General features: G+C 70.8%; 18 protein-coding genes. 10 read left to right on the forward strand and 8 right to left on the reverse strand.

Annotated features, from left to right (window positions below):
- Positions 1–8: 8 nt before the first annotated feature.
- Positions 9–1,262, reverse strand: coding sequence for an MFS transporter (locus BLV96_RS30620; RefSeq protein ID WP_086676158.1), 1,254 nt, complete (start codon positions 1,260–1,262; stop codon positions 9–11).
- Between the two features lie 64 nt (positions 1,263–1,326).
- Between BLV96_RS30620 and BLV96_RS30625 the strand changes: the two genes are divergently transcribed.
- The 3 genes from BLV96_RS30625 to BLV96_RS30635 all read left to right on the forward strand — a co-directional run bounded on the left by BLV96_RS30625 (position 1,327) and on the right by BLV96_RS30635 (position 4,399).
- Positions 1,327–1,830: an ArsR/SmtB family transcription factor gene (locus BLV96_RS30625; protein ID WP_086676160.1), complete on the forward strand. Its 504-nt coding sequence runs from the start codon at positions 1,327–1,329 to the stop codon at positions 1,828–1,830.
- A gap of 42 nt (positions 1,831–1,872) precedes the next feature.
- Entirely contained in the window at positions 1,873–3,321 is a 1,449-nt protein-coding gene (gene hflX / locus BLV96_RS30630; protein WP_086676162.1) for a GTPase HflX, read from the forward strand.
- Between the two features lie 64 nt (positions 3,322–3,385).
- The gene (locus BLV96_RS30635; protein WP_086676163.1) at positions 3,386–4,399 is read left to right on the forward strand and encodes an SdiA-regulated/phytase-like domain-containing protein; all 1,014 of its coding nucleotides are present in this window, start codon (positions 3,386–3,388) and stop codon (positions 4,397–4,399) included.
- 280 nt (positions 4,400–4,679) lie between these two features.
- Here the strand turns inward: BLV96_RS30635 and lexA are convergent, their stop codons facing one another.
- Positions 4,680–5,339 carry a transcriptional repressor LexA gene (gene lexA / locus BLV96_RS30640; protein ID WP_051736098.1) on the reverse strand — a complete coding sequence of 220 codons (660 nt, stop codon included), beginning with the start codon at positions 5,337–5,339 and terminating at the stop codon, positions 4,680–4,682.
- A gap of 353 nt (positions 5,340–5,692) precedes the next feature.
- Here lexA and BLV96_RS30645 point away from each other — a divergent pair, with 353 nt between their 5' ends.
- The 3 genes from BLV96_RS30645 to BLV96_RS30655 all read left to right on the forward strand — a co-directional run bounded on the left by BLV96_RS30645 (position 5,693) and on the right by BLV96_RS30655 (position 9,858).
- Positions 5,693–6,163, forward strand: a complete 471-nt coding sequence (locus tag BLV96_RS30645; protein WP_086676166.1) for a LysM peptidoglycan-binding domain-containing protein — start codon at positions 5,693–5,695, stop codon at positions 6,161–6,163.
- Between the two features lie 355 nt (positions 6,164–6,518).
- Positions 6,519–7,013, forward strand: a complete 495-nt coding sequence (gene nrdR, locus BLV96_RS30650; RefSeq protein ID WP_086676168.1) for a transcriptional regulator NrdR — start codon at positions 6,519–6,521, stop codon at positions 7,011–7,013.
- A 31-nt stretch (positions 7,014–7,044) separates the two neighbouring features.
- Positions 7,045–9,858 (forward strand): vitamin B12-dependent ribonucleotide reductase, encoded by a 2,814-nt coding sequence (locus BLV96_RS30655; protein ID WP_086676170.1) that lies wholly within the window; start codon positions 7,045–7,047, stop codon positions 9,856–9,858.
- Between the two features lie 73 nt (positions 9,859–9,931).
- Here BLV96_RS30655 and BLV96_RS30660 read toward each other — a convergent pair whose 3' ends face one another.
- The gene (locus tag BLV96_RS30660; RefSeq protein ID WP_086676172.1) at positions 9,932–11,440 is read right to left on the reverse strand and encodes an FAD-dependent monooxygenase; all 1,509 of its coding nucleotides are present in this window, start codon (positions 11,438–11,440) and stop codon (positions 9,932–9,934) included.
- A 69-nt stretch (positions 11,441–11,509) separates the two neighbouring features.
- Here BLV96_RS30660 and BLV96_RS30665 point away from each other — a divergent pair, with 69 nt between their 5' ends.
- Entirely contained in the window at positions 11,510–12,211 is a 702-nt protein-coding gene (locus BLV96_RS30665; protein ID WP_086676173.1) for a TetR/AcrR family transcriptional regulator, read from the forward strand.
- Between the two features lie 51 nt (positions 12,212–12,262).
- Here BLV96_RS30665 and BLV96_RS30670 read toward each other — a convergent pair whose 3' ends face one another.
- From BLV96_RS30670 to BLV96_RS30680, 3 genes are all read right to left on the reverse strand, one after another.
- On the reverse strand, positions 12,263–13,021 hold the full coding sequence (locus BLV96_RS30670) for a hypothetical protein (RefSeq protein ID WP_086676175.1): 759 nt from the start codon (positions 13,019–13,021) through the stop codon (positions 12,263–12,265).
- A 289-nt stretch (positions 13,022–13,310) separates the two neighbouring features.
- Positions 13,311–13,625 carry a VOC family protein gene (locus BLV96_RS30675; RefSeq protein ID WP_086676177.1) on the reverse strand — a complete coding sequence of 105 codons (315 nt, stop codon included), beginning with the start codon at positions 13,623–13,625 and terminating at the stop codon, positions 13,311–13,313.
- Entirely contained in the window at positions 13,622–13,780 is a 159-nt protein-coding gene (locus BLV96_RS30680) for a ribbon-helix-helix domain-containing protein (protein ID WP_086676179.1), read from the reverse strand. Before BLV96_RS30680 ends, BLV96_RS30675 begins: the two co-directional genes overlap by 4 nt.
- Before the next feature lie 101 nt (positions 13,781–13,881).
- Between BLV96_RS30680 and BLV96_RS30685 the strand changes: the two genes are divergently transcribed.
- Positions 13,882–14,616, forward strand: coding sequence for a ferritin-like domain-containing protein (locus tag BLV96_RS30685; RefSeq protein WP_086676180.1), 735 nt, complete (start codon positions 13,882–13,884; stop codon positions 14,614–14,616).
- Here the strand turns inward: BLV96_RS30685 and BLV96_RS30690 are convergent.
- Entirely contained in the window at positions 14,613–15,152 is a 540-nt protein-coding gene (locus tag BLV96_RS30690; protein ID WP_086676182.1) for a TetR/AcrR family transcriptional regulator, read from the reverse strand. The genes BLV96_RS30685 and BLV96_RS30690 overlap by 4 nt on opposite strands.
- Positions 15,153–15,229: 77 nt before the next feature.
- Here BLV96_RS30690 and BLV96_RS30695 point away from each other — a divergent pair, with 77 nt between their 5' ends.
- Both BLV96_RS30695 and BLV96_RS30700 read left to right on the forward strand, forming a co-directional pair.
- Positions 15,230–15,841, forward strand: coding sequence for an FMN-dependent NADH-azoreductase (locus tag BLV96_RS30695; RefSeq protein WP_167379787.1), 612 nt, complete (start codon positions 15,230–15,232; stop codon positions 15,839–15,841).
- Positions 15,841–16,155 carry a DMT family transporter gene (locus BLV96_RS30700; protein WP_086676184.1) on the forward strand — a complete coding sequence of 105 codons (315 nt, stop codon included), beginning with the start codon at positions 15,841–15,843 and terminating at the stop codon, positions 16,153–16,155. Before BLV96_RS30695 ends, BLV96_RS30700 begins: the two co-directional genes overlap by 1 nt.
- Here BLV96_RS30700 and BLV96_RS30705 read toward each other — a convergent pair.
- Positions 16,145–18,157 (reverse strand): prolyl oligopeptidase family serine peptidase, encoded by a 2,013-nt coding sequence (locus tag BLV96_RS30705; protein ID WP_086676186.1) that lies wholly within the window; start codon positions 18,155–18,157, stop codon positions 16,145–16,147. The genes BLV96_RS30700 and BLV96_RS30705 overlap by 11 nt on opposite strands.
- Positions 18,158–18,266 lie beyond the last annotated feature (109 nt).

The following is an 18,266-nucleotide window of genomic DNA, read 5'->3' on the forward strand; positions in this document are numbered from 1 at the left end:
CAGCAACTCTAGGCGGCCGCGGAATCGCTTTTCGCCTCGGTCGGCAGGTCGCGCGTGTGCCGCAAGGGTGAGCACACGACCCACAGGACCGCGGCGGCCTCGCCGGCGACGGCGACCCACATCGCGCCGCGCAGCCCGAGTCCTTCGCCGAGCGCGCCACCGAGCAGGCCGCCGAGCGGGATGGTGCCCCAGACGACGAACCGCACGCTCGCGTTCATCCGGCCGAGCAGCCGGTCCGGACAGATCGCCTGCCGGTAGGAAACCTGCGCGATGTTGTAGATGATGATCCCGAACCCGCTCAGGACGAGCCCGAACGCGGCGAGCCCGAGCCGCCAGTCCGGCGCGGCGAGCGGGACCAGCAGGTAGCCGGGCGCGGTGACCAGCGGGACCAGCCAGATCGCGCGCGACTGGCCGACCCGGCGGGTGACCGCGCCCGAGCAGACCGCGCCGAGGATCCCGCCCGCGCCGCCGACCGCCAGCAGCACGCCGACCGCGGCCGGCGGCAGCCCGACGGTCCGCGTCAGGAACAGCACCTGCACGGCGGCGAACGCGCCGTTGAAGAAGTTGGCCGTCGCCGTCGTGCCGACGATCGCCCGCAACGGCTTGTCGGAGAAGACGAACCGCAGCCCCTCGGCGATCTGCGGGAGCAGCCGGGCGTGGCCGTCGCGCTTCGGCGCGGGTTCCGCCGCGCGGATCCGCAGCAGGCACAGCGCCGAGGTGAGGAAGCCGAGGCCGGTGACCAGCACGGTGTTCGCCGCGGTCACCAGCTGGACCAGCACGCCGGCCGCGCTCGGCCCGGCGATCTGCGCGGTCGACTGGACGGCCTGCAGCTTGGCGTTGCCCTCGAGGAGGTGCTCCCGGCCGACGAGCGAGGGCAGGTACGACTGGTAGGCGATGTCGAAGAACACCGTAGCGATGCCCACGAACAACACGACGACGAGCAGCTGGGCGAGCGTCAGCACCCCCGCCCACCAGGCGACCGGCACGCTCAGCAGCAGCGTCGCCCGTGTGAAGTCGGCGGTGAGCATGACCCGGCGGCGGCGCATCCGGTCGACCCACACCCCGGCGGGCAGCCCGATGAGCAGGAAGGCGAGCGTCTCGGCCGCGGTGAGCAGGCCCATCTCGAACGGCGTCGCGGCGAGCGTGACCGCCGCCAGCAGCGGGACGGCGGTGTTCCCGACGAACACACCGAACTGGCTGGCCGTGTCGCCGGCGAAGAGCCGCCTGAAGTCCGCGTGGCGGAAGAGTGACCCCCTGTGCATGGCTCCCGAGTGTGGACCGAGTGATTGGAAAGTGTCAATCACTGTTCGCTCTAAGCTGTGCGCCGTGCCGCCCGAGAAACGACGTACCGCCACCGAAGCCGAGGCCGCCGCGCTGGCCTCCGGAATACGGCTGCGCATCATCCGGTTGACCTTTTCGGAGGCGCTGACGAACAAGGAGCTCGCCGAACGGCTGGGCCGGGACCCGGCGACGACGCTGCACCACGTGCGCAAGCTCGTCGAGACCGGCTTCCTCGCCGCGCAGCCGCCGCGCCGCGGGACCCGGGGGGCCAAGGAAATCCCGTATCTTTCGACGGGCCTTTCGTGGACACTCGACTCATGCGGTGACAAGGGCGTGGAACAGGCGGTTCTCGAGGCCTATCTGGCCGAGATCGCCGAGACCGGATTCGACGGCGTGCACCAGGCACGCCTGGTCGTCCAGGTGGCCCCCGAGGAGCGGGCCGAGCTGCAGGCGCGGCTCAACGCCCTGCTCGAGGAGTTCCGTTCGCGTCCCCGCCGTCCCGGCGCGGAACGCACCGCGATCTACCTCGCCACCTATCCCAGCACGTAAAAGTTCGGTTCCCGCGGCGAAACGTGGGAACATGGAGGCACGATGACAGAACTGACACACACCGAAGACCACGACGACGAGCTGTACGACGGCGACCCGTCGACGGGTGAGATGGAGCTCGAGGACCGGGCGTCGCTGCGCCGGGTCAGGGGACTGTCCACGGAGCTCGAGGACGTCACCGAGGTCGAGTACCGGCAACTGCGGCTGGAACGCGTCGTGCTGGTCGGCGTGTGGACCGAGGGCACGGCCCTGCAGTCCGAGGCGTCGCTGGCCGAGCTGGCGCGCCTGGCCGAGACGGCGGGCTCGGAGGTCCTCGAAGGCCTCATCCAGCGGCGTCCGAAGCCGGACCCGGCCACCTACATCGGCTCGGGCAAGGTGAAGGAGCTGCGCGACATCGTCTCCTCCACCGGCGCCGACACGGTGATCTGCGACGGCGAGCTCTCGCCGGGCCAGCTGCGGCAGCTCGAGGAGAAGGTGAAGGTCAAGGTCATCGACCGGACCGCGCTGATCCTCGACATCTTCGCCCAGCACGCCCGGTCCAAGGAGGGCAAGGCGCAGGTCGAGCTGGCCCAGCTGCAGTACCTGATCCCGCGCCTGCGCGGGTGGGGTGCGTCGCTGTCCCGGCAGGCCGGTGGGCGTGCCGGCGGCGCGAACGGCGGCGTCGGCCTGCGTGGTCCCGGTGAGACCAAGCTCGAGACCGACCGGCGGCGGATCAACAAGCGCGTGGCGAAGCTGCGTCGCGAGATCGCGGCCATGGACACCATCCGCGAGACCAAGCGCGGGCGGCGGCTGGCCAACGAGGTGCCCAGCGTGGCGATCGTCGGCTACACCAACGCCGGCAAGTCGAGCCTGCTCAACGCGCTGACCGGGGCCGGGGTGCTGGTGGAGGACGCGCTGTTCGCCACCCTCGACCCGACCACGCGGCGCGCGCAGACCGCGGACGGCCGCGGCTACACGCTGACCGACACCGTCGGCTTCGTGCGGCACCTGCCGCACCAGCTGGTGGACGCGTTCCGCTCGACGCTGGAAGAGGCCGCGGACGCGGACCTGCTGCTGCACGTGGTGGACGGGTCCGACCCGGCGCCGGAGGAGCAGGTCAGCGCCGTGCGCGAGGTGCTCGGCGAGATCACCCGCAAGCGCAAGGAGCCGCTCCCGCCGGAGCTGCTGGTGATCAACAAGATCGACGCGTCCGACGAGGTCAGCCTCGCCCGGCTGCGGCACGCGCTGGCCGGCTCGGTGCCGGTGTCGGCGCGGACCGGGGCGGGCATCGCGGAGCTCGTCGAGGTGATCGCCGACCGCCTGCCGCGGCCGGAGGTCACGGTCGACGTCCTGGTGCCGTATGCGCGCGGCGAGCTGGTCGCGCGGGCGCACGCGGACGGCGAGGTGCTCGAAGAGGAGCACGTCGAGGACGGCACGCGCCTGCTGGTGCGGGTCCGCCCGGACCTCGCCGCGGCTTTGCGGGACTACGAGACCAACTCGACCCGGACCTGAGACGTCTACATTCCAGTGTGCGGCCGATGGAGTCGCACACTGGAATGTTTTCGGAGGTGGCTGGGTGCGCTGGGTGGTCGCTTTCGCGGCGGTTTCTTTTGGTCTGCTGAGCGGGCCTGTCCCGGCTTCGGCGGCTCCGGCGGCTCCCGAACCGTTGTGCACGATGAAGGATTCGCGCATCGGCGAGCTGTCCGGGCTGGTGTCCGACGGTGCGAAGCTCTACGGGATCAACGACGGCGGCACCAAGGTGCAGGTGTTCGTGCTCGGGCGGGACTGCAAGGTCCAGAAGGTCCTCACGGACAAGACCGACCCGTTCGACGTCGAGGACCTGGCCCGCACGTCCGATGGCACGTTGTGGCTGTCCGACACGGGCGACAACAAGAAGGGGCGGCTGACGGTCGCCCTGCTGGAGCTGAGCCCGGCGGGCAAGCTGACGGTGCACCGGCTCACGTACCCGGACGGGCAGCACGACACCGAAGCGCTGATCATGGACAAGGCGGGGACGCCGTACCTGATCACCAAGGACATCCTGGGCGAGGCTCGCGTGTACCGGCCTTCGGGTCCGCTGGCCAGTCCCGGGCCGACCAACCTCGAGAAGGTCGGCACGGTGAAGATCGCGACGACGGACACCCAGGGCGGCCCGGTCGGATCGATCGGCTCGGTGCTGGTGACGGGCGGCGCGTCTTCGGCCGACGGCACGGTGGTGGCGTTGCGGACGTACACGGACGCTTACTTGTATTCGGCCCCGGACGGAGACGTGCTGGCCGCGTTGCAGCGGACGCCGGTCCGGATCCCGTTGCCGGGGGAGAAGCAGGGCGAAGCGATCGCGTTCGACCCCGACGGGACGTTGCTGTCCGGGAGTGAAGGGGTGGGCGAGCCGATCCGCGCGGTTTCCGGTGCGGCTGCGTTGGCGGCCGCGAGCGCGCCTTCGCCGGACGGGAAACCCGCTTCGAGTGCGAGCGGCGGGTCCTCTTCGGACGGTGGGGGAGTGCCGTACCTGCCGGCGGCCGGAATCGCGGTGGCCGTGGTCGGCCTCGGCTGGTTCGGGTTCAGCCGGCTGCGTCGCCGGAGGGGTTGAGCGCGGTTTGCTTTGGGGCGCGAACGGACCGTTCGCGCCCCCTTCGCCGTCCACAAGGGATCGCCCTTCGCGCGGTGCGGGGCGCGGCCGCTCGGGCCGCGCAGTCCTGCGCACCGCACGAAGGAAACCTCGACCGCCGCGGCGGCGGACAGGGCCGGGCTCCCCGTCCACCCGCCGCACCGCGGCCGGGCTCGCTCCCGGATCTCGGCTCCCCACGGCCGAAGATCATCCGATCCGGTGAACCTCCCGGGCCGTGCGAAAGCCCGGGACCATTCCTCTTCTAGAGCCGGCGGAGCACCGCCACGACCTTGCCGAGCACCGTGGCGTCGTCACCGGGGATCGGCTCGTACGCCTCGTTGTGCGGCATCAGCCAGATGTGGCCGCCCTTGCGCTTGAACGTCTTGACTGTGGCCTCGCCGTCGATCATCGCCGCGACGATCTCGCCGTTGTCCGCGTCCGGCTGCTGGCGGACCACGACCCAGTCGCCGTCGGTGATGGCCGCGTCGACCATCGAGTCACCCGTGACCTTCAGCAGGAACAGCTCGCCCTCGCCGACGATCTCCCGCGGCAGCGGGAACACGTCTTCGATGGCCTGCTCGGCCAGCACCGGGCCACCGGCGGCGATCCGGCCGACCAGCGGCACGTACGCCGCCTTCGGCATGACCGGCTGCTGGTCCATCTCGATGCCCATGGGGTTGTCGTCGGTCGCCGAGAGCACGCCGACCGCGCGGGGACGGTTCGCGTCCCGCCGCAGGTAGCCCTTGCGCTGCAGGGCGCGCAGCTGGTGCGAGACCGACGACGTCGACGTCAGCCCCACCGCCTCACCGATCTCCCGGACGCTCGGCGGGTAGCCGAAACGGCTCACCCACGAGCGGATCACGTCGAGGACCTGCTGCTGGCGGACGGTGAGGGTCTCGTCCACGTCGTACACCTCGGGCATGGGGTGCACACTGCCCCCGGGGGACCCACTGGTCCTGCCCGCCTTGTTCTCCTTCGCCACTGCGTCGCCTCCCAGACGTTCGCTGCACGTATCGCGCGCCGGCCGCCGCCCGCCGGGTGCGGGCAGGCTCGCCGGCGGCATCTGCCCGGCAGATGCCCTGGTCACCGACGTTAGCCCCCGGACACGACGATTTCAAACATCTGTTCGATCGACACGCCGTGTCCGCTCGATTTTGTCGGTGGTAGGTGGTAGACCTTCGCACGGGCGTTCGATAGAACGCTTGTTCGACCTTGATCCACGGGCCGGCACCGGCCCCGGAAACGGGCGGACACCAGGGTTTCGAGGAGGTTCGGATGTCCATTCTGGCCGAACGCGGGCACGCCCGCCCGGCGACCCCGGTCCCGGCGCAGCCCCGTCCCGTCCGCGTCCTGCGCGGCCGCCGCGGCGAGGTCCAGCGCCCGCCGACACGCGCACGGGTCGTGGCGGGCCGCCGCCCGGCCGGCGCCCCCTGCGCGGCGCCCCGCCGGGTCCCGGTCCGCTGGCCGTGGCTGGCGGCGCTGGCGGTGGCGAGCTGCCTGGTGGTCACGGGCCTGGGCTTTATCGGCGGCGGGACGGCGGCGGAAGCCCCGGTGCCGGCGGAGACGGCGACGGTGTCGGTGGGCCAGGGCGACACGCTCTCGTCGATCGCGGCGAGGTTCGCGCCGGAGAGCGACCCGGGCGCGGTCGTCGCCCGGATCAAGGAGCTGAACCGGCTGGACGGCGCCGTGCTGGTCCCGGGGTTGCCGCTGACGGTCCCGGTCGCCGGCGGTGTCCCGGCACCCTGACGGCCGGAGATCGACCGGCCGAAGATCACCCGCTTCGGTGAAGTTCGCGCTAGGCCGGACCGGTGAACGCCAGGTCGTCGCGGATACGCTCGTCCGCATCTCACCCGGGCGGGGCCGGGCATGGCCGTGTCGCTTGCGCACACCCCCGCCGAGTTCTACTCTCGCCCGCTATATGTAGTAGTTACACCGCTGTAGTTGGTCCACAGGTTGGGGTAGACTGGGCAGCAGTTGTCCACAGCTGGTCGGCGTTTACCCACCGGATGTCCACAAAACGATCACCAGGTGCAGGGGTGCATGGTGGCCGCGGAGGACGTCGACCGCGGGCGGCCGGCGAGGAGGGGAAGGTGATCGGCGGATGAGGTGCCCGTTCTGCCGGCATGCGGACTCCCGGGTCGTCGACTCGCGAGAGGTGGATGAAGGCCAGGCGATCCGCCGGCGGCGCTCGTGCGCGTCGTGCGGGCGGCGGTTCACGACTTCGGAGACGATGGTGCTCGCCGTCGTCAAGCGGTCCGGGGTCACCGAACAGTTCAGCCGGGACAAGGTGGTGAGCGGCGTCCGCCGCGCCTGTCAGGGCAGGCCGGTCGACGACGACGCGCTGCAGCAGCTCGCGCAGCGCGTGGAGGAGTCGATCCGCTCCGCCGGTCTGGCGGAGATCCCGAGTCACGAGGTCGGCCTGGCCATCCTGGGCCCGCTGCGTGAGCTCGACGGGGTCGCCTACCTCCGGTTCGCCAGCGTCTACCGCTCCTTCTCCTCGGTCGAGGACTTCGAGAAGGAGATAGCCGATCTTCGTGAGGCCATGGCGGGTTCTGCTGCTCCGGAGGAGAGCGATCAGCGCGAAGACGGCGATTGACCGTCCCGCTGCGGGAGTGAGGGTTCGACCGATGACCGAAACCGTGGGAACCGGGGCCGGCGCGGCCGCCGGCAAGAAGAGCAAGGCGGCCGGCGGGCTGACCGTGAAGCGCGTCTTCACCACCGAGGGGCAGCACCCCTACGACCAGGTGACCTGGGAACAGCGCGACGTCGTGATGACGAACTGGCGCGACGGCTCGGTCAACTTCGAGCAGCGCGGCGTGGAGTTCCCCGACTTCTGGTCGGTCAACGCCACCAACATCGTCACCAGCAAGTACTTCCGCGGCGCCGTCGGCAGCCCGCAGCGCGAGCGCAGCCTCAAGCAGCTCATCGACCGCGTCGTGAAGACCTACGTCAAGGCCGCGCGCGACCACGGCTACTTCGCCTCGCCGCAGGACCTCGAAATCTTCGAGCACGAGCTCACCTGGATGCTGCTGCACCAGGTCTTCTCCTTCAACTCCCCGGTCTGGTTCAACGTCGGCACGGCGTCGAAACAGCAGGTCTCGGCGTGTTTCATCCTCGCCGTCGACGACACGATGGAGTCGATCCTCAACTGGTACCGCGAGGAGGGCCTGATCTTCAAGGGCGGCTCCGGTGCCGGCCTGAACCTCTCCCGCATCCGCTCCTCGAAGGAACTGCTGACCTCCGGCGGCACCGCTTCCGGCCCGGTCTCGTTCATGCGCGGCGCCGACGCGTCCGCGGGCACCATCAAGTCCGGCGGTGCCACCCGGCGCGCGGCGAAGATGGTCGTGCTCGACATCGACCACCCGGACATCGAGGAGTTCGTCCAGACGAAGGCCCGCGAAGAGGAGAAGATCAAGGTCCTCCGCGACGCCGGGTTCGACATGGACCTCTCCGGCGCCGACATCTCCTCGGTGCAGTACCAGAACGCGAACAACTCGGTCCGCGTCACCGACGAGTTCATGCAGGCGGTCGAGAACGGCACCGACTTCGGCCTGCGGGCCCGGCTCACCGGCGAGGTCATCGACCGGACCGACGCGAAGAAGCTGTTCCGCAGCGTTTCGCAGGCCGCGTGGGAGTGCGCCGACCCCGGCATCCAGTACGACGGCACGATCAACGACTGGCACACCTGCCCGGAGTCGGGCCGGATCACCGCGTCGAACCCGTGCAGCGAGTACATGCACCTCGACAACTCGAGCTGCAACCTCGCGTCGCTGAACCTGCTCAAGTTCGTCACGCCCGAGGGCACGTTCGACGCGCCGCTGTTCGCGCGCGCCGTCGAGTTCGTCATCACGGCGATGGACGTCTCGATCTGCTTCGCGGACTTCCCGACCGAGCCGATCGCCGACACCACGCGCAAGTTCCGCCAGCTCGGCATCGGGTACGCGAACCTCGGCGCGCTGCTGATGGCGCTGGGCCACGCGTACGACTCCGACGGCGGCCGCGCGCTCGCGGCGGCGATCACGTCGCTGATGACGGGCGTGTCGTACCGGCGTTCGGCGGAGATGGCCCAGGTCGTCGGCGCGTACGAGGGTTACGCGCGCAACGCCGAGTCGCACCAGCGCGTGATGCGCAAGCACGCGGCGGCGAACGAGCTCGTCCGCACCTACCACTCGAACGACGCCGCCGTCCGCGCGCTGGCGACCGAAGAGTGGAAGAAGGGCATCGACATCGGCGCGAAGCACGGCTGGCGCAACGCGCAGGCGTCGGTGCTCGCGCCCACCGGCACCATCGGCTTCATGATGGACTGCGACACCACCGGGATCGAGCCGGACTTCTCGCTGGTGAAGTTCAAGAAGCTCGTCGGCGGCGGCTCGATGCAGATCGTCAACCAGACGGTGCCGCGCGCGCTCACCGCGCTGGGCTACCAGGACGAGCAGGTCGAGGCGATCGTCGAGTTCGTGGCGCAGAACGGTCACGTCGTCGACGCGCCGGGGCTGCGTCCCGAGCACTACGAGGTGTTCGACTGCGCGGTCGGCGAGCGCTCGATCGCGCCGATGGGCCACGTCCGGATGATGGCGGCGGTGCAGCCGTTCCTGTCGGGCGCGATCTCGAAGACGGTCAACATGCCGGAGTCGGCGACGGTCGAAGAGGTCGAGGAGATCTACTTCCAGGGCTGGAAGCTCGGCCTCAAGGCCCTCGCGATCTACCGCGACAACTGCAAGGTCGGCCAGCCGCTGTCCACGGCCAAGAAGGAAACGGCCGTCGCGGAGCCGGAGAAGGTCGTCGAGTACCGGCCGGTCCGCAAGCGCCTGCCGAAGAAGCGCCCGAGCCAGACGGTGTCGTTCACGGTCGGCGGCGCGGAGGGCTACCTGACGGCGGGCTCGTACCCGGACGACGGCCTCGGCGAGATCTTCGTCAAGCTGGGCAAGCAGGGTTCGACGCTGGCCGGTGTGATGGACGCGTTCTCGATGTCCATTTCGGTCGGTCTGCAGCACGGCATCCCGCTCGAGTTCTACGTTTCGAAGTTCTCGAACCTGCGCTTCGAGCCGGCGGGCATGACCGACGACCCGGACATCCGCATCGCGACGAGCGTGATGGACTACCTGTTCCGCCGCCTGGCGCTGGACTACCTGCCGTACGAAAAGCGGTCCCAGCTGGGCATCCTGTCGGCGGACGAGCGTTCGGCGGAGGTGGAAGCCACCTACGGCTCCCCCAAGGTCGACCTCGAGGCGTTGCAGTCCACAGTGGACTCCTCACCGGAGCCGCACGTGGCGGAGCCGGAGCACCCGCACCGCGAAGCCCAGACGACGACGGAGCTGATGGAGCTGCGCCTCGGCAAGGCGGCGGACGCCCCGCTGTGCATGACGTGCGGAACGAAGATGCGCCCGGCAGGCTCGTGCTACGCCTGCGAAGGCTGCGGCGCGACGTCCGGTTGTAGCTGACGGCTCGAGCCGGGCGGGCGTTCCCCGCGCCCGCCCGGCTTCCCGTGTTCGGTGACGGCAGCCGGACGATGCCTCAGCGGGTGAGGACGCGGTCCACCACTCCGGCGAGCTCGTCCGGCCGTCCGCGCCAGGCGATGAAGTGGTCCGGCCGCACCAGTACCGCGCCGCCGTCCGCGATTCCCGTGTCCCGCAACCATGCTTCGTCCTCGACGACGTGGATGTCGAAGTCGCCGGCCGGGGGTTCACCGGGGCCCATGAACAGGGTGAGCCGGCGCCCGACCAGGTCCAAAGTAGACAAATCGTCCGCGAGCCAGGCGTGGGGCACCCGGGACCCGGGTGTCCCGTCGAGCACGACGTCCTCCGTGGACGGCAGCCCGGGCCGCGCGCCGAGCACCGCCGCCGAGTCGTAGCGGTAGCCGAGGTGGACGACCGGCGCGTTGACCACGCCGGCGGCGGCGCGGGCCGCGGCGGCCGCCGGACCCTGCTCCCAGTGCAACCGCGGATCCGCCAGCCGCCGCAACGCCTGGTCCAGCGCCAGCGCGGCCACCGGACGGCGTTCGGCTTCGTAGGTGTCCAGCAGGGCCGGACCCGCGGTGCCGTCGAGGACCGCGGCCAGCTTCCACGCCAGGTTGTGCGCGTCGGCGATGCCGGTGTTCGCGCCGAACGCCCCCAGCGGCGGCACCGCGTGCGCCGCGTCGCCGGCGAGGAACACCCGCCCGGCGCGGAACCGGTCCGCCAGCAGCCCGCGCACCCGCCACGGCAGCACGCTCAGCACCTCGACCCCGAGGTCCGGGACGCCGACCGCGGCCCGGATCAGCGCGGCGCAGCGTGCCGGCGGGAAGGCGCCCACCGGCTCGTCGCCGAGGCCGGTGTGGAAGATCCAGTCCTTTTCGGCGTCGACGGTCACCAGCATCCCGGGCGCGTCCGGCGTCGTGATCGTGCAGTTCGCGAAGTGGTGGCCCTTCGTGTACGGCGTCAGGTCGGCGCGGAACAGGATGTTGAGCAGCGGCTTGCCGAGCGCGCCCGGCCCCGTCGTGCCGATGCCGAGCGCGGCCCGCACCTCGCTGCGGCCGCCGTCGGCCGCGACCAGGTAGTCCGCGCGCTCCGTGCGCCGTCCGCCCGGGCCGTCGAGGACCGCGGTGACGCCGGTGTCGTCCTGCTCGAACGCGACGAGCGTCGTCGAGTACGCGACCGTGGCACCCCGTTCGCGAGCCGCGGTGAGGAGGACCGAGTCGAGCCGGTCTTGCGGGCAGGTCCCGCGCAGCACGCTCGGGCTGTGCCGGGAAGCAGCGGCGCCGGCCGGCGCGGGAGACAAGGTGTCGGGCAGGTCCGCCGTGGCGAGCGTGGCGGCGTGGATCTTGCCGAGGGTGGCGGTGCGCCGGACGGCGACTGCCTCGACGGCGTCGGCGATCCCCGCCTGCCGGAAGAACTCCAGCGTGCGGAAGCTCAGGCCGGTGGCGCGCGGGTGGGCGGACGGGCCGTCGGCGCGTTCGACGACCAGAGCGCGCACGCCGTGGTGGGCGAGGAAGAGGGCGGTGGACAGGCCGACGGTGCCGCCGCCGGAGATGAGGACGCGAGTCATGGTGTACCCCCAGGTATGGTTACAGTGTTCTCACTATGGATACACTGTAGCCATACTTGGAGGAGGACGATGGCGGACGAGCCGGCGCTGGTCTGGGCCAAGGAGCGGCGAAGCCCGCGGCGCCAGGCCCCGAGCGTCGAACAGATCGTGCGGACGGCGCTCGCCATCGCCGACGCCGAGGGTGTGCCCGCGCTTTCGATGCGCCGGGTCGCGGCGGACCTCGGCTCGGGCACGGCGTCGCTCTACCGCTACGTCGCGAGCCGCGACGAGCTGCTGGACCTGATGATCGACGAGGTCAAGGCCGCCGAGCGCACCGAGCTCACCGGCGACTGGCGCGCCGACCTGGCGAGCGTCGCCCACCAGGTCCGCGCGACGCTGCTGCGGCACCCCTGGTTGAGCGGCGAGATCCCCGGCCGCCCGGCGCTGGGGACGAACTCGCTGCGCCGGCACGAAGCCGCCCTCGCGGCGGCCGCGCAGCTCAGCGGCGACATCACCTTCGCGGCGGGGGCGGTGGACGTCGTGCTCGCCTACGTCTTCGGCACGGTGACGCAGGAGCTGGCGGAGCTGCAGGCCCAGCGCCGGTCCGGGCTGACGAAGGAGCAGTGGCAGGCGAGCGTCGGCCCGTACATCCGCGAAGTCATCGCAAGCGGCGAGTACCCGCAGTTCGCGCGCCGGGTGATCGAGGGGGAGGACCGGACCGCCGAGGAGGTGTTCGCCTTCGGCCTGGACTGCGTGCTCGACGGCATCGCGGCCCGCGCGCCGCGGCCCTGAACGCGAACGAGCCGGGCCCGCGGCTGCGGGCCCGGCTCGTGCGTTCACGGATCAGCTGTCGTACGAGTCGTAGTCCTGCCAGCCGTGGTCGTGCGTGTCGGCGTCGGCTTCCGCGGTCACGGAGTGCACGGCGGTGCCGCCCGCGCCGGCCGCCGTGTACCAGTTGTGGTAACCGGCGTAACCCGGCACGGCCAGCGCGTGGACGCCCTCGGAGGACGCACCGCCGGGCCCGGCCGTCAGGTGGCCCGAGTCGTAGGTGGCGTAGTGGTCACCGGCGTGGCTGGCGATGTGCGCCGAAGACGCACCGTCCGCACCGGCCCAGTGGGCTTCCTGCACGTAGCTGGCGGCGTCGTCGGCATCGTCGTCGTCGTCGGTGTCGGCCGCGGGCTGGGTGTAGGTCACGTGGTCCGCGGTGTCCACCGGGTCGGGGTGGGACACGGCGTGGTGCTGGACGTGGTGGGTCACGGTGTTGTGGTGGTTGTTCCAGCCGCCGTTGTCGTCGTCACCGTCGTCCCAGTCGGTGTCGTCGGTGCCGGACTCCTCGCTGTGGGTCACGGCCGCGCCGCCGATGCCGGCGTAGGCGCCGTCCGACTCCGACCAGTGGTGGCCCCACCAGTCGGAACCGCCCTCGGTGTCGGTCGTGGCCGCGCCGCCGATCCCGGCGTAGCTGCCGGAGGTTTCGAAGTGGCTCCAGGGGGTCCAGGGCTCATAGGGGCCGTCGAACGTGCCGGCCGACGACGGGGCGACGGCGACAAGGGAAATCGGCAATGCGAATGCGCCCGCCAAGGCGAGTCGACGCAATGTGGACATGGTTGATCGGGGTTCCTTCCTGGCTGCGGCTCCCGGGAATTCTCGGGGTTTCCGGGTGCCGGGACAGAACATCTGCCCACTTCGGACGGTACCCGGCAAACCGGCCTTCTGACCTGCGTGGATACCCGATCGGTGCGGCGAACCCGCCCGCCGGAGGACACCGGCGGAAAGGCGCCGGAACAGCGTAGGCCGAGCGCCAAATGATGTCGGCGTGAATCGCGCCGAATCACACGCTCAGGTAGTCAACTGTTTAACCCGGAAATCGACGGTCCGGTGTGCCGCCCGCACGTCAGCTCCCGGCCTGCAGGATCCACTCCCGCCCGTCGGGGTCGCGGACGGTCATCTCGCGCGTCCCGAAGTGCGTGTCCTCGAAGGGGGAGACGACCTCGACGTCGGGCGTGACTTCCTTTCCCTTGAGGACGATCTTCATGCCGGTGGGCCGGCTTTCGGGCACTTCGGCGACGAAGACGTAGGGGCCGTCGCCGTTGCGCAGGAGCCCCGAGTTGTGGTCGGTGGCGAAGTCGAGCTCGAACCCGAGGGCTTGGAAGAACTGGGCGGTCTTGCCCCAGTTGTGGGTCTCGAGGTACACGGCTTCGATGGTCATCGCTGGTCTCCTTCGGTGCTGGCCAGGTACTGGCGCAGGGCTTCGGTCACGAGGGCCGAGAGGGACTGCCCGTGGTCGACGGCGTGGTGCTTGACCTCCCGGATCAGGTCCACGGGGAGGTACACGTTGAACTGCTTGACGTCCTTGTCCGCCATGACAACATGCTAGCATTCTAGACAGCTAGCGCGTCAACCTCCACCGGATCTCCACCGGACCCGCTCGGGAAGTCCACGGGAAAGCGGCATGATCGGGCCCGATGAACTGGTTGCGGGAATTCGAAGCGGAAGCCGAACGCCGTCGCCGCCGGGAGGAGCCGCCCTGGGCGCGCGGGGCCCGGCTTCACCCCGACGTCGCGAAAAGCGTCCAGCGGTTCCAGGTCGGCGAAGCCGGCGACGGCGCCAACCTCATCGCGAAAGCCGGCGGCGGCGACTACCTGGCCGCGGTCGAGCTCTTCGTCGCCGAAGAACAGAACCACGCGCGGATGCTCGCCGAGCTCCTGAACGCCGCCGGCGTGCCGACGATCGAACAGCACTGGTCCGACACCGTGTTCGTCCGGCTGCGGCGGGCCCTCGGGCTGCGGCTGGAGCTGATGGTGCTGCTCATCGCCGAGGTCGTCGCGCTGCGGTACTACCGCGCCCTGCGCGACGGCACCGGCGACCCGCTCGTCACGCAGGTCGCGGCCCGGATCCTCGCCGACGAGGAACGGCACGTGCCCTTCCACTGCCACCGCCTGCGGATCGGGTTCGCCGGTCTCTCGAAACCTGTGCGCGCGGCAGTGTTCGGCGCCTGGCGGGTGCTGCTGCTCGGCGTCGCGGTCACCGTCGCGGCCGATCACGGGCCGGCGCTGCACCGGCTCGGCGTCGGACGGCTCGTCTTCGTCGCCGACGTCCTCACCGCATTCGAGACCGCCCTCGCGCGGATCCGGGGTGACGAGCCGAAGCCCAAACCGCGGTACGTCCCGAAGCGGGCAAGACCGCGCGGCCTCGTCTAAAGGAGACGCGCCAGTTCGCGCAGCGACGCCGTGATCCGCTCCGGCGACAAGCCCCGCGCCCGCTGGTGCAGGTACAGCTCCGGAGCGAGCGGGGCCAGCAGGACGTCGGCCAGGACGTCGGGGTCCGGGGTGCCTGCCGCCAGCACCTTCACGTGCGTGCGCCAGAAGCCGTACGCGCCCGTCGTGAAGCGGGAGTGGCCCACCTCCGTGCCCAGCACCAGGGGCGCGTGCCGCTCCAGCAGTTCGACCATCGCCGCGTAGAACGCCGCCAGCCGCTCAGCGGGTGGTGCGCCCGGGCCCAACGGCGGGTCGCCGCGCAGCAGCGATTCCTGCAGCCGGCGCTCGTGCTCGTCCAGGAGCGCGACCGCGATCGACGCGCGGTCCGGGTAACGGCGGTAGAGCGTTCCCCGGCCGACGCCGGCCGCGCGCGCGATGTCCTCCATCGTCACCTCCGCCGCGCCGCGGGCGGTGAACAGCTCCTCCGCCGCCTCGAGGATCTTCGCGCGGTTGCGGGCCGCGTCGGCGCGTTCGGGCATGGCGGCAGCCTAGGGAATAAGCGGACGCGGCGTCCAGTTGACGTCAAGTGGACACCGCGTCCACTTGAGGAGGAACCGTGACCCACCTGCTGCACCTCGACTCCAGCGCCCGCCGCACCTCGTTCTCGCGCGAGCTGACCGCGCGCTACGCCGCGACCTGGCAAGGCACCCGCACCTACCGCGACCTCGCCGCCGACCCCGTCCCGGTGATCGGCGAGGCGTGGACCGAGATCTGCGACGCGCTCCTGACCGCGGGGATCACCGACCCGGCGCACTACACCGACGTCGTCGGAACGCCCGCGCACAAACAGGCCTGGGCGATCGTCGAGCCCCTGCTCGCGGAACTCCTGGCGGCCGACGTCGTGCTGATCGGCGCGCCGATGTACAACTTCTCGATCCCGGCCGCGCTCAAGACCTGGATCGACCAGGTGACGTTCCCGCGCATGTCCCTGCGCGGCAAGGCGTTCGTCATCGCCGGCGCCCGCGGCGGCACGTACGCGCCGGGCACGCCGAGAGCCCCGTTCGACCACCACGAGCGCTACCTGCGCGACTTCGTCGCCGGGCACTACGACGTCGACGACGTCCGGTTCGTGCACGCCGAACTGACCAACGCCCTGGTCGACCCGCACCTGGCCGCACGCGAAGGCGAGCGGGCCGCTTCGCGCGAAGCAGCCCTGAAGGCGCTCTGATGGGCTGGGTGACGCTCGTCTTTGCCGGGCTGGTCGAGATCGCCTGGTCGCAGAGCATCAAACCGACGGAGAACTTCACGCGGCTGTGGCCGACGCTCCTGTGCTTCGTGCTCGGCGCCGCCGCCGTCTACCTGCTCTCGCGCGCGATGGACACCGTCCCGGTGGGCACCGCCTACGCGGTGTTCACCGGGATCGGCGCCGTCGGCGCGATCGTGCTCGGCGTCGTCGTGACCAAGGACCCGCTCAGCGTCGGCCGGGTGGCGGCGCTGGCCCTGATCGTCGGCGGCGTCGTGCTCGCGCGGGTCACTTCGTGAGCTGCTCCCACAGGAACTCGAAGACCAGTGCCCACTTGAACGCCAGCTGCTCGTTGTCGGCTGCGGCGCCGTGGCCGCCTTCGATGTTCTCGTGGTAGCGGACGTCGTGCCCCTGCTCACGCATGCGCGCCACCATCTTGCGGGCGTGAGCGGGGTGCACGCGGTCGTCGCGCGTGGACGTCACGAACAGCGACGGCGGGTACGAGCGTCCACTGTGGACGTTCTGGTACGGCGAGTACTTCGCGATGTACTCCCATTCCGCGCCTTCGTCGGGGTCGCCGTACTCGGCCATCCACGACGCGCCGGCCAGCAGCAGGTGGTAGCGGCGCATGTCCAGCAGCGGCACCTGGCTGACGATCGCGCCGAACCGGTCCGGGTAGCGCGTCAGCATGACGCCCATCAGCAGGCCGCCGTTGCTGCCGCCCTGGATGCCGAGCCGCTCCGGCGTCGTGATCCCGCGTTCGACGAGGTCTGCGGCCACGGACGCGAAGTCCTCGTACACGCGGTGCCGTTCGGCCTTGATCGCCTGCGTGTGCCAGCTGGGCCCGTATTCGCCGCCGCCGCGGATGTTCGCGACGACGTACGTGCCGCCGCGCGCGAGCCAGCCGCGGCCGATCATCCCGCTGTAGGACGGCGTCAGCGAGACCTCGAAGCCGCCGTAGCCGGTCAGCAGCGTCGGGCCGCCGTCGGCGCCGGACGGCCGGACCACGAAGTACGGGATCTTCGTGCCGTCCTCCGACGTCGCGAAGTACTGCGCGACGTCCATGCCCGAAGCGTCGAAGAACGCCGGAGCCTGCTTCAGGACTTCGACCTCTTCGCCGACGTGGCCGTAGCTGAGCGTCGACGGCTGGAGGAAGCCGCTGGAGTTCAGCAGGTACTCGTCGCTGACGTCGGGATCGGTGTCGAAGATGTCCGCGCTGCCGAACTCCGGCCCGCCGGAAAGCGGTTCCTCGCGCCAGCCGTCCGGACCGGGCGTCAGGGTGCGCAGTTCGGTGCGGACGTCGCGCAGCGTGCCGAGCAGCAGGTGGTTGCGCGTCCAGGCCCAGTAGTCGAGCGAAGTGTGGTCGTCGGGCGTGAAGAGCGTCGCGAAGGCGCGGTCGCCGGCGAGGAAGTCGTCGAACCCGATGCCGATCAGCGAGCCGGCCGGGTGGTCCACCCCGCCGACGGTCCACCCCGTGCGCGGCCGCACCAGCAGCCACTCGCGGTGGATCGACGCGCTCGCGTCGTCGGGGACGTCGATCTTGACCAGCGCATCGGGCGTCCGCAGGTACAACTCGGAGCGGTAGAAGTCGATCGAGCGGCTGACGAAGTCGCGCTCGAAGCCTTCGGTCGGGTCGTGGGACGCGCCGATCGAGACGTCGTCGGGCTTGCCCTCGTAGACCGTGACGGCTTCCTCGATCGGCGTGCCGCGGCGCCACTCCTTGGCCAGCCGCGGGTAGCCGGAGCTGGTCAGCGAGCCCTCGCCGAAGTCGGTGCCGAGGTAGACGCGGTCCTCGTCGATCCAGCCGATCCGCGTCTTCGCTTCCGGCACGGTGAAGCCGTCTTCGACGAACTCGTGCGCGTCGAGGTCGAACTCGCGTACGACCGTCGCGTCCGCGCCGCCGCGGGACAGCTCGACCAGGCCGCGGCGGTAGTCCGGGCGCAGCACGGTCGCGCCCTGCCAGACCCAGTTCTCGCCCTCGGCCTCGGCCAGCGCGTCGACGTCGAGCAGCAGCTCCCACTCCGGCTCGGCCAGCCGGTAGGACTCCAGCGTCGTGCGCCGCCACAGGCCGCGCGGGTGGCTCGCGTCCTGCCAGAAGTTGTAGAGGAACTCGCCGCGGCGGCGGACGTACGGGATCCGGTCGTCGGCGTCGAGCACCTCACGCAGTTCGTCGCGCAGCTCGGCGAAGCGCGCGCCGCGGGTCAGCTCGGCGAGCGTCTCGTCGTTGCGGGCGCGCACCCAGCCGAGCGCGTCGTCGCCGGTCACGTCTTCCAGCCACAGGTAAGGGTCCTCGACACTCATAGCGACAGTTTCGTACTTCCAAGGTCCTGGTGGCCACCGGGCGGTGTTTTCGTTTCGTGATCCTTCCCTCTCCGGGGGTCCGTATGCTGGTCCCATTGAGCAGGGGGAG

This window comes from Amycolatopsis pretoriensis, from assembly GCF_900107925.1.
Taxonomy (GTDB): Bacteria; Actinomycetota; Actinomycetes; order Mycobacteriales; family Pseudonocardiaceae; genus Amycolatopsis; species Amycolatopsis pretoriensis.

Excerpts from the sequence above, each read along its gene's own strand:
- BLV96_RS30620 (WP_086676158.1), bottom strand. The coding sequence starts at position 1,262 with ATGCACAGGGGGTCACTCTTCCGCCACGCGGACTTCAGGCGGCTCTTC.
- hflX (WP_086676162.1), top strand. The coding sequence starts at position 1,873 with ATGACAGAACTGACACACACCGAAGACCACGACGACGAGCTGTACGAC.
- lexA (WP_051736098.1), bottom strand. The coding sequence starts at position 5,339 with ATGCCCGAGGTGTACGACGTGGACGAGACCCTCACCGTCCGCCAGCAG.
- BLV96_RS30645 (WP_086676166.1), top strand. The coding sequence starts at position 5,693 with ATGTCCATTCTGGCCGAACGCGGGCACGCCCGCCCGGCGACCCCGGTC.
- nrdR (WP_086676168.1), top strand. The coding sequence starts at position 6,519 with ATGAGGTGCCCGTTCTGCCGGCATGCGGACTCCCGGGTCGTCGACTCG.
- BLV96_RS30655 (WP_086676170.1), top strand. The coding sequence starts at position 7,045 with ATGACCGAAACCGTGGGAACCGGGGCCGGCGCGGCCGCCGGCAAGAAG.
- BLV96_RS30660 (WP_086676172.1), bottom strand. The coding sequence starts at position 11,440 with ATGACTCGCGTCCTCATCTCCGGCGGCGGCACCGTCGGCCTGTCCACC.
- BLV96_RS30665 (WP_086676173.1), top strand. The coding sequence starts at position 11,510 with ATGGCGGACGAGCCGGCGCTGGTCTGGGCCAAGGAGCGGCGAAGCCCG.
- BLV96_RS30670 (WP_086676175.1), bottom strand. The coding sequence starts at position 13,021 with ATGTCCACATTGCGTCGACTCGCCTTGGCGGGCGCATTCGCATTGCCG.
- BLV96_RS30675 (WP_086676177.1), bottom strand. The coding sequence starts at position 13,625 with ATGACCATCGAAGCCGTGTACCTCGAGACCCACAACTGGGGCAAGACC.
- BLV96_RS30680 (WP_086676179.1), bottom strand. The coding sequence starts at position 13,780 with ATGGCGGACAAGGACGTCAAGCAGTTCAACGTGTACCTCCCCGTGGAC.
- BLV96_RS30685 (WP_086676180.1), top strand. The coding sequence starts at position 13,882 with ATGAACTGGTTGCGGGAATTCGAAGCGGAAGCCGAACGCCGTCGCCGC.
- BLV96_RS30690 (WP_086676182.1), bottom strand. The coding sequence starts at position 15,152 with ATGCCCGAACGCGCCGACGCGGCCCGCAACCGCGCGAAGATCCTCGAG.
- BLV96_RS30700 (WP_086676184.1), top strand. The coding sequence starts at position 15,841 with ATGGGCTGGGTGACGCTCGTCTTTGCCGGGCTGGTCGAGATCGCCTGG.
- BLV96_RS30705 (WP_086676186.1), bottom strand. The coding sequence starts at position 18,157 with ATGAGTGTCGAGGACCCTTACCTGTGGCTGGAAGACGTGACCGGCGAC.